This window comes from Streptococcus sp. SM3, assembly GCF_027497875.1.
Genome location: NZ_JAJNSA010000093.1, coordinates 1 through 10,104, shown reverse-complemented (window position 1 = coordinate 10,104; position 10,104 = coordinate 1). Strand labels below are relative to the sequence as shown.

At 37.5% G+C, this 10,104-nt stretch carries 11 protein-coding genes and 1 pseudogene; 1 reads left to right on the top strand and 11 read right to left on the bottom strand.

Annotated features, from left to right (window positions below):
- From PAN06_RS11265 to eno, 6 genes are all read right to left on the bottom strand, one after another.
- The coding region (locus tag PAN06_RS11265; protein WP_269796346.1) for an ATP-binding cassette domain-containing protein at positions 1–173 on the bottom strand (173 nt) is incomplete at its 3' end.
- A 135-nt stretch (positions 174–308) separates the two neighbouring features.
- Positions 309–1,049, bottom strand: a complete 741-nt coding sequence (locus tag PAN06_RS11260; RefSeq protein WP_115904357.1) for an ABC transporter permease — start codon at positions 1,047–1,049, stop codon at positions 309–311.
- A 172-nt stretch (positions 1,050–1,221) separates the two neighbouring features.
- The gene (locus tag PAN06_RS11255; protein ID WP_049510724.1) at positions 1,222–1,857 is read right to left on the bottom strand and encodes a TetR/AcrR family transcriptional regulator; all 636 of its coding nucleotides are present in this window, start codon (positions 1,855–1,857) and stop codon (positions 1,222–1,224) included.
- Positions 1,858–2,225: 368 nt separating this feature from the next.
- Positions 2,226–2,768 carry a ClbS/DfsB family four-helix bundle protein gene (locus PAN06_RS11250; RefSeq protein ID WP_269796345.1) on the bottom strand — a complete coding sequence of 181 codons (543 nt, stop codon included), beginning with the start codon at positions 2,766–2,768 and terminating at the stop codon, positions 2,226–2,228.
- A gap of 56 nt (positions 2,769–2,824) precedes the next feature.
- Positions 2,825–3,319 (bottom strand): YkgJ family cysteine cluster protein, encoded by a 495-nt coding sequence (locus PAN06_RS11245; RefSeq protein WP_269796344.1) that lies wholly within the window; start codon positions 3,317–3,319, stop codon positions 2,825–2,827.
- A gap of 176 nt (positions 3,320–3,495) precedes the next feature.
- Entirely contained in the window at positions 3,496–4,800 is a 1,305-nt protein-coding gene (eno, locus tag PAN06_RS11240; RefSeq protein ID WP_000022813.1) for a surface-displayed alpha-enolase, read from the bottom strand.
- A gap of 163 nt (positions 4,801–4,963) precedes the next feature.
- Here eno and PAN06_RS11235 point away from each other — a divergent pair, with 163 nt between their 5' ends.
- The gene (locus tag PAN06_RS11235; protein WP_000131087.1) at positions 4,964–5,410 is read left to right on the top strand and encodes a DUF1694 domain-containing protein; all 447 of its coding nucleotides are present in this window, start codon (positions 4,964–4,966) and stop codon (positions 5,408–5,410) included.
- Here PAN06_RS11235 and PAN06_RS11230 read toward each other — a convergent pair.
- From PAN06_RS11230 to glgC, 5 genes and pseudogenes are all read right to left on the bottom strand, one after another.
- Positions 5,407–6,522, bottom strand: coding sequence for a glycerate kinase (locus PAN06_RS11230; RefSeq protein WP_269796343.1), 1,116 nt, complete (start codon positions 6,520–6,522; stop codon positions 5,407–5,409). The genes PAN06_RS11235 and PAN06_RS11230 overlap by 4 nt on opposite strands.
- Before the next feature lie 8 nt (positions 6,523–6,530).
- Positions 6,531–7,175 carry a phosphoserine phosphatase SerB gene (gene serB, locus PAN06_RS11225; protein WP_269796342.1) on the bottom strand — a complete coding sequence of 215 codons (645 nt, stop codon included), beginning with the start codon at positions 7,173–7,175 and terminating at the stop codon, positions 6,531–6,533.
- Between the two features lie 58 nt (positions 7,176–7,233).
- Complete coding sequence (gene glgA / locus PAN06_RS11220) at positions 7,234–8,667, bottom strand: glycogen synthase GlgA (protein ID WP_269796341.1); 1,434 nt, start codon at positions 8,665–8,667, stop codon at positions 7,234–7,236.
- Positions 8,664–9,803 carry a glucose-1-phosphate adenylyltransferase subunit GlgD gene (gene glgD / locus PAN06_RS11215; protein WP_269796340.1) on the bottom strand — a complete coding sequence of 380 codons (1,140 nt, stop codon included), beginning with the start codon at positions 9,801–9,803 and terminating at the stop codon, positions 8,664–8,666. The genes glgA and glgD overlap by 4 nt, the downstream gene beginning before the upstream one ends.
- Positions 9,793–10,104: pseudogene (gene glgC, locus PAN06_RS11210) on the bottom strand (glucose-1-phosphate adenylyltransferase); the annotation flags it as partial. The pseudogene glgC and the gene glgD, both read right to left, overlap by 11 nt.

Genomic DNA, 10,104 nt, shown 5'->3' with positions numbered 1-10,104 from the left:
GATGTAACAGTTGATAAGGATAACATGCATTTCATTAAAGTTGTTTTCCCTGCGCCATTTGGTCCTAAAAATCCATAGATTTCTCCTTCAGCAATTTGAAGGTTGATACCACTTAAAATTTCTTCTTTATCAATTGTTTTAAAAACTTCTTTTACTTCAACAATATTTTTCATTTCTATCTCTCTTTCTATATCTAGCTTTAAATGCAAGAATTTTTCTTCAGGAGCATAAATACTAACTTATACAGTCTCTTCGTTTAAATAAATCATCACAAAATTAGCACTTTCCTTCCATTAAATTTAGCTATACTACTTGATATTAATATCTTTTCTTGAAATAGTATAAATTGAAAATGAAGTAATCATTAAACTTATGAAACTTGCAAATATCAAAAAGAATAAGTTATCAGCAATATTATTAGATAAACCTCCTGGACTTACATTCGAAAGTAACGCTGCTAAACCAAGTCCTGAAAGCATTGTTATAGCTATTGAATGCCTAATCATACCTAAAACAAAAGGTAGTATTCCGATTAATACTGTTCCAACCGTAATTCCAGCTAAGTTAATCATTTGATTCGCTACTGGGATATAATTTGATTCAGTTACAACAGCCATGAATCTAATGAATAATTGAATCACTAAATGTGCAGAAAAATGGGCAATAAATGCTATTAGAATGACTGAAAGAATTTTTCCCCAAAGTAACTTTATTTTAGAAATAGGGTAAGAAAACAACTGAAAAATTGTTCTTCGTTTAAATTCATCAATAATAATCGTAGATAATAAATAAGATTCGAAAATCAAAAATGCTGCTTTTGTAAATAAAGATGAAAACAATGAAGCTACAATTGCCCAACCTTCCCATTTACCAGTAATTCTAATAACATTAGAATCCTGTCCAGTGAATTCTCCTAGTTTATTGTCAGTACCTAAACCCATAATAATGATTGCTGTAATACCTAACACTATAAATATAGTACACAACCAGGCTAAAAATAATTTAGATTTAGAAACTTTATTTAATTCAATTTTAATAAGCGACAACATAGATTATTTCCTCCAAAAAATTTTGTTAATATTAATTACACTATTTAAAAAGCATTTTACATACTTCTGGTATGTAAAAATTTAAAAAAGAAACATACTAAAGGTATGTATAATAGAATTTTTAATACCATATCTAGAATATGGTATTTTAAAAAATATCTATATGTAAAACTTATTTGGCACTTTTTAAGTGATCAAATAAGTTGAAAATCACCTCCATCATTTCATCAGAAATCAACTGCACCCCTAGTCCTTCAAAAGTAAGTTTAATGAAATTCATTTTACGCTTTAATTCTTCTACTGAATAAATAGAAATTTGGAACCCAATCCAAATATTCAATGTTAAAACAATCAAATCAGCTAGCTCTTCTGGATATTCTGTTTTAATTGATTTATCTTCAACACCTTCGAAAACTTTTTCTCTAATCCCTGGTAAAAAATCAGAAAATAAATTTAGATACTGTTCACCTAATAAACGTGGACTTCTTAACATAATTGAAGCTGAGTATACAAGCCTTTGTTGTTCTAAATTAGAGAACGCATCCATCAAAGAATTTTGTATTTTTTCTAATGCAGTATCTCCTCTCCAATTGTAATTTAAAATTTCCTGATTATTTTCGCTAATGATTGATTGCAATATTTCATCTTTAGACTCGAAATGATGATAAATAACACCTTTCGTCAATCCACCTAACCCATCGATTATATCTTGTATTGAGGTATTATCAAATCCTTTTTCTAAAAATAAATCTTTCGAAACTTCTAATATTTTTTTTCTAGTTTCATGTGAGTTTCTATTCCTTGCCATTATAACTCCTTTTCAACATACTAACGGTATGTAATCTCATTATAATGCAAGAAACTAATAATGTCAAGATTCTTTTTATCCCCTCTAATTTTCAAAATTCATTGGCAAACTACTATCCTATACAATTGACAGCTCAAATCTTTCAGAATAGAACTATCCTGACTATCGAACACCCTAACTTCATAAATATCTATGTAATTCTAGACCTAGAATTACTATAAACTAAATGTTTTCGCACTATTCTAAGCCATTGATTGCCTTAAATTTTAATTTTTGAAGGATTCTAAAGCTAGAATAGCTCAAAAATCACGAGAATAAAGCTATTCGAAGCTTAGAAGGACCTTTGGTGAATTTCAATAGCACTTCAACTAGCTATTCTTACAATTTCTCTGATGAGCTTTGATTTTTTTGCTAGCCCAATCATAGTGGCTTGACGTGCTACTAACAAAGTAGGAACCTAGACTTGTTCCTCCCGTCCACTTATAGACACCTTTGGTAAAGAGTTCGTCATTGCTAAAAACTTCTATCAACTCTAAAACCTCCCTATGTGATTGTTCTAGGAGTCTAGTCGCTTCTTCTAAGGAGGTTTTCTGGTGCTTCTTCCAAAAAGCGACATTCATTTGTCCATAAGTTTTCCAATTATAAGGTTCAGGGAGAAAAGGTCTTTCGTGACCTTTTTGATTGGAATGTACCCAAGTCAAAAGTAACTGCTGCCATTCATGAAGATGGATCAAGACATCCCGTAGATTTTTATCCCTTTTCCAGTGTGCTTCTTTTTTCTTTGGGTCTCTAGAAAAATCAAATGGAATCTGTAGCTTATCTTCACTTAGTTGGGAGATGAAACGATTGAGCTTTTCATAGTTTTCCTTAGAGGCCAGCATTAGCTCCTCTTTTGTTTTCGGTCTAGGCACAGAGTTCTCCCTTCATATTACTAGTTATTATTAGAAATTTTTTATCCTTTAAATCTCTATAACTTATCCTTTAATTTCTCAACAAAGAGATAGGCTGCTGGACAGGTTAAAGTATTCTTAATCGTCAAATGGTTGATTTGATGGATTTTTTTCCTGTCTGTATGAGGAAATTCACGACAGGCCTTTGGACGAACGTCATAGATGGAACAGAGATTATCTCCTCCTAAAAAGGGACAAGGCATAGATTTGAAAACCTTGTCACCATCTTCATCTACCTGCAGAAACTCTGCTTCAAAAGCTGGTAATTTCATCTTAAAATACTTGGCGATTCGTGTAATATCCGCTTCTTTAAAGTCAGGTCCCAATGTCTTGCAACAGTTAGCACAGGCCGTACAATCAATCTCCGCAAAAACTTCTTGGTGAATCTGTTGTGCCATCTTATCTAGATTTTTTGGTGGCTTTTTCTTTAAATTGGCTAAAATTTTACGGTGCTCCTTTTGCTTTTGCAAGGCTAGCTGGTGGTAATACTCGATATCAATTTCTTTAGACATAATTTCTTTCTAATTCACGTATTTTTGTCTATTATACCATAAACACTGCCCCTTTTTTGCCCCCTAAATACAAAAATAGCCCTTCGGATAAAATCCGAGGGGCTAGAAACGTTGTTAAATCAACGGCCGAACTTTTGAATTTCAAGGTTCGGGATAAAATAGTTCACTGAACTATTTTATTTTTTAAGGTTGTAGAATGATTTCAATCCACGGTATTCAGCTACTTCACCAAGTTGGTCTTCGATGCGAAGCAATTGGTTGTATTTAGCGATACGGTCTGTACGTGAAAGTGAACCAGTCTTGATTTGTCCTGCGTTAGTTGCAACTGCGATGTCAGCGATTGTTGAATCTTCAGTTTCACCTGAACGGTGTGATACAACGGCAGTATAACCAGCTTCTTTAGCCATTTCGATAGCTTCAAAAGTTTCAGTAAGAGTACCGATTTGGTTAACTTTGATAAGGATTGAGTTAGCAGCACCTTCTTGGATACCACGTGCAAGGTAGTCAGTGTTTGTTACGAAGAAGTCGTCACCAACAAGTTGTACTTTCTTACCAAGACGTTCAGTAAGAGCTTTCCAACCATCCCAGTCGTTTTCATCCATACCATCTTCGATAGTGATGATTGGGTATTTGTTAACCAATTCTTCAAGGTAGTCGATTTGTTCTGCAGATGTACGAACAGCAGCGCCTTCACCTTCAAATTTAGTGTAGTCGTAAACTTTACGTTCTTTATCGTAGAATTCTGATGAAGCACAGTCAAATCCGATAAATACGTCTTTACCTGGAACATATCCAGCAGCTTCGATTGCAGCAAGGATAGTTTCAACACCGTCTTCAGTTCCTTCGAAACGAGGAGCAAATCCACCTTCGTCACCTACGGCTGTTTCCAAACCACGTGATTTAAGGATTTTCTTAAGAGCGTGGAAGATTTCAGCACCGTAACGAAGAGCTTCTTTAAATGTTGGCGCACCAACTGGCAAGATCATGAATTCTTGGAAAGCGATTGGAGCGTCAGAGTGAGAACCACCGTTGATGATGTTCATCATTGGAGTTGGAAGAACTTTAGTGTTGAATCCACCAAGGTAGCTGTAAAGTGGGATTTCAAGGTAATCAGCAGCAGCACGAGCTACAGCGATAGACACACCAAGGATTGCGTTTGCACCCAATTTACCTTTGTTAGGAGTACCGTCAAGAGCGATCATAGCACGGTCGATAGCTTGTTGATCACGTACATCGTAGCCGATGATAGCTTCAGCAATGATGTTGTTTACGTTGTCAACAGCTTTTTGTGTACCAAGACCACCGTAACGAGATTTGTCACCGTCGCGAAGTTCAACTGCTTCGTGTTCACCAGTAGAAGCTCCTGATGGAACCATACCACGTCCGAAAGCACCTGATTCAGTGTAAACTTCTACTTCAAGTGTTGGGTTACCGCGTGAGTCTAGGACTTCGCGAGCGTAAACATCAGTAATAATTGACATTTTTTACTCTCCTTATGAGTTAAATTTTTTACACCTCTATAATACCTTAAAACCCCTCCTTTTTCAAGAAAAAACGTTATCTTTGTGCAAATTTTCCTTAACTTTATAAAGTAATCGCTTTCTTTTGTCTGTTTTATTCTAACTTTTATGATATACTGTTTTTATGACAGATTTATCAAAACAATTACTTGAAAAAGCTCATGGTGGCCCAAAATTAAATCCAGATGAGCAAAGACGCTATCTTGGCACTTTTGAGGAAAGAGTTCTTGGATATGCAGATATTGACACAGCAAATAGCCCTCAGCTAGAAAAAGGCTTTTTATCTATTTTAGAAAACCTTCAGGAAAAAGCAGAGCCACTATTTGTGAAGATTTCACCAAATATCGAATTTGACAAGCAAGTTTTCTACTTAAAAGAAGCTAAAGAAACTGATAGTCAAGCTACCATTGTATCTGAAGAGCATACTTCTTCTCCTTTTGGCCTGATTATCCATAGCAATGCACCAGTACAAGTAGAAGAAAAGGACCTTCGACTTGCTTTTGCAAAACTTTGGGAAGTTAAAGAGGAAGAACCATCCAAAGCATCCTTATGGAAGAAATGGTTTGGCTAAATCTTGCGCATATTTAATAAGTGCCCGATATTGGCTGCCGTGCGTTCCAGATAGAGACTGGCATTTTTCAAACTATCTTCTAAAGGTTCACTTTTCTCCAAAATAGAAAAGGCTGCTTGGATATTTTCAAATGGTAAGGGAGGTAAATCTTCAGCAAGACTACCGCAAATAGCAATAACAGGAACTCCGACTGGGGTTCTTTTTGCAACACCTATAGGCGCTTTACCTGCTAAGCTTTGACAATCTAGCCTTCCTTCTCCTACAACAACCAGGTCAGCATGTGAAATTTTCTTATCAAAGTCAATCAAATCTAAACAAGTCTCAATTCCAGATACTATACTTGCTTGAGCAAAGGCACACAAACCGCCAGCAATGCCTCCACCAGCTCCTGCTCCTTTAATTTCCAATGTTACAGGTGAGGCTTTTTCATAAAAATCTTGGATTGCCTGATCTACGACTGCAAACATAGTAGGATGTAAACCTTTTTGCTTTCCAAAAGTGTAGGTCGCACCTTGTGGACCACATAAGGGACTCACGACATCTGCTAAAATACGAATTTGAACATCTTCAGGAATTTCATAGCGATTTTCTGTTGAAACAGAAGCTAATTTTAGTAAGGATTGACCGCATGCAGGCAAGACATTTCCATCCCTATCATAAAATCGATAACCTAAACCAGCAGCGATCCCAATTCCTCCGTCATTACTGGCCGTGCCACCAACGCCGATATAGATTTCTTTAATCCCTTGAGCAATGAGATGACGAATCAACTCTCCAATACCACAAGTCTGGATTTGAAATGGATTTCGTTTCTCTAGCGGAATTTTTCCAAGGCCAACCAAGTCGGCGACTTCAAATAGTGCCAGTTGACTTTTTTGAAAATAGCGCATGGCTTCTTTTTGGCCAAAAGGGCCTGTCACTTGGATCCATTTTTCTTCAAGGTCCAGAGAATGTCGGATAGCATCTACAGTACCTTCTCCCCCATCACCAACAGGGCAGAGGAGACATTCTACATCTGCCATCGATTGTTGGAAGCCTCTTTTTATTGCTTCAGCTACTTGTTGAGCGGACAAGCTTTCCTTAAATGAATCTGGTGCAATTACAATCTTCATATTTTCCCTCATTCTAAACAGTCAATCAAAGGAAGAACTTTTAAAAAATCCCTCTTGTCAACATGATTCGGTATTTCTTTTTTGAGTACTTCTTTGCCACAAAAAGCGATTCCCAATCCTGCTGACTTCAACATAAATAGATCATTGGCCCCGTCACCGATTGCAATCGTTCTTTCTTTAGAAAGTTTTAGTTCCTTTCTCCATTGTTCCAGAGTCTCTTTTTTAACCTCGGGACTAATAATTTGTCCAACTAATTTCCCTGTTAGAAAGCCACCTTTGACTTCTAGTTGGTTGGCAGAGAAATAGGCAATACCAAGGGATTTAGCTAGTGTCTCAACGATTGGTGTAAAGCCGCCAGACACCAGACCTACTAAGATGCCATTCTTTTGGAGAATGGAAATGAATTCCTGGGCATTTGGCGTTAGATGAATAGAGTTGAAGACTTTATCAAAGACCGAAATAGGAAGACCTTCCAAGAAGGACACTCTGTCTCGTAAACTGCTTTCAAAGTCTAACTCTCCTCGCATTGCCCGACTTGTAATCAGCGAAATTTCCTCCTCACAGCCTGCCTCTCTTCCCAACAAATCAATCACTTCTTCTAGAATTAAGGTTCCATCAACATCCATGACACACAAACCTTTTACTTGAGACATCAGTTCTCCTCTCTAAACAGCCCAAAAATCGTATGAAGTCATCATACGATTTTATCTATTAATTAACTAAACTATGGTACAAGTCAAGATATGACTTGCAGGCTGTATCCCATGAGAAATCACACTCCATAGCTTGTTTTTGTAGATTTCTCCAAACATCAGGATGGTTTCTATACAAGTCCAAAGCTGTTTGGAAAGTCCAATTCAACCAGTAAGGAGATAGATTGTCAAAGCTAAAGCCAGTGCCGCTTCCTTCGATTGGATTAAAGGCTTTAACGGTATCTCGCAAGCCACCAACTTCATGGACCAATGGCAAGGTTCCATAACGCATAGCCATCATCTGAGACAAGCCACATGGTTCAAAACGACTTGGCATGAGGAAGAGGTCACAAGCTGCGTAGATTTCTTGAGCTAGTTTGACATCAAAAGTGATATTTGCTGATAGCTTGTCTGGATAGATTTGAGCAAACCATGAGAAAGCACCCTCAAAAGCTGGGTCTCCAGTTCCCAAAAGAACAATCTGAACATCATTTTGCAAGATATGGTGAAGACTTTCGACCACCACATCAAAACCTTTTTGACGTGTCAAACGAGAAACAATTCCCACCAGTGGAACATCAGCCCTAACGGGTAAGCCAACTCTTTCTTGCAATTTTGCCTTATTCTGGGCTTTACCAGACAAATCTTCCAGATTGAAATGATAGTCTAAAAGAGCATCCGTCTGAGGATTATAAAGATCAGCATCAATCCCGTTCACGATACCAGACACCTTACCAGACTCCATTCGAAGAATCTGATCCAAGTTACATCCGAACTGACTGGTCATAATTTCATGAGCATAGCTAGGTGAAACGGTTGAAACACGATCCGCATAGAGAATACCTGCCTTCATCCAGTTCAGACAGTTGTTCCATCGAAGGGTGCCATCAGCATAACGTTCAAAGCCAACTCCAAACAAATCCCATAACATTCCTTCTGAAAATTGTCCTTGGAATTCTAAATTATGAATGGTTAAAACTGTTTTAATGCCCTCATAGGCTTGAATCCAACGGTATTTTTCCTTCAACAAGAAAGGAATCATAGCTGTATGGTAGTCATGAACATGGAGAAGGTCAGGAATAAAGTCAATTCTTTCCATAGCCTCAATGGCAGCAAGTTGGAAGAAAGCAAAGCGTTCTCCGTCATCAAAATCACCGTAAACATGCCCACGGAAGAAATAATATTGGTTGTCAATAAAGTAGAAGGTTACACCATTTAATACTGTTTTCTTAATTCCACAATACTGGCTGCGCCAACCAACACTCACCTCAAAATGAAGAACATCTTCAATCTGATTTCCAAATTTAGCCTCTACCATGTCATAGTAGGGGAGTATTACTGCAACTTCATGTCCCGCTTTTACCAGTGATTTTGGAAGAGCGCCAATGACGTCTCCCAAACCACCTGTTTTTGAAAAGGGTGCACCCTCAGCTGCTACAAATAAAATTTTCATGAATGAATATCCTCTGTTACTTTAGCACCTTTCTTAACCACAACTGGATGTTCTGCAGTTCCACGGATCACAACTCCATCCGCAACTTCAACACCCTTGTCCAAGATAGCATATTCGACCTGAGCACCTTCTCCAATAACAACACGAGGGAATAAGATGCTATCTTTAACCAAGCTATCCTTATGGACATGAATATTACGTGATAAAACAGAATTAGCCACTTGACCTTCAATGATACTACCTGAGGCAAACTGAGAAGTGCTTACCTTAGATGTATTAGCATAATAAGTTGGCTCTTCGTTTTTGACCTTTGTATAAATCTTTTGATTTGGTGAGAAGAGAGAGTAGAATTTTTGTGATTCAAGCATATCTTTATTAGCTTGGTAATAAGACTCTACAGAATGAATATTTGCCAGATAACCTGTGTACTCGTAGGCAAAAGCCCCTTCTTTTGCCGCCAAATCCCGTAAAACATAACGCAATTTCTCTGGATGTTCTTTCTTAGCTTCTTCTTCTAAGCGTTCAATCAACCAAGGTGTATCGACTACAAAGATATCTGTGGACATATTGTAAACTTCATCTGTTGATTTACTATCAAAGAGTTTGTGAGAACGAACATGGTCTGTTTCATCCACTTCCAAGATTGCATTTACTTCTGAAATATCTTTTTTAGGTAGTTTTTTATAAACTACAGTGATAGGCCCCTTATTTGCACTGTGTAGGTGGAATACTTGGTTCAGATCAATATTAATCAAAACATCACAGTTAAGTGAAACTGTTTGGTTTGAGCCGGAACGTTTCAAATAAGTAAGAAGCTGTTGGTAGTATTCTTTTCCAACTGTACTACTTTCCACACGGGTATTGTAAATACCTAGATAGTAGTGGCTAAGAAGAGTTGACAAGCCCCACTCACGACCAGAACGGATATGGTCAAAGACTGAGCTGATATTGTCTTGTTGGAAAATACCAAAAATACTACGGACCCCAGCATTAGCAAGACTTGAAAGCGGGAAGTCAATCAAGCGATATTTACCACCAAATGGCAAACTAGCTACTGGACGGTGGTCTGTCAGTGTTGACATATCATGAAAACCAACTGTGTTTCCTAAAATGGCAGAATATTTATCAATCTTCATCTGTTGCTACCCCCACTACTTCATCATATCCTACAACTTGTACTTCTTCTGTTCCATCAATTTCGACACCATCAGAAATAACTGCACCTTCACCAATAATGGCACGTTTGATTTTAGCTCCCTGACCAACAATTGCACCACTCATGATAACTGAATCTACTACTTCTGCCCCTTCGCGAACCTGCGCACCTGTTGAGAGGATAGAATGTTTAACAGTTCCATCTACGAAACAGCCATCAACAACCAAGGAATCTTCCACGTGAGCATTTGCCCCAAGGAAGTTTGGTGGTGAAATTAAGTT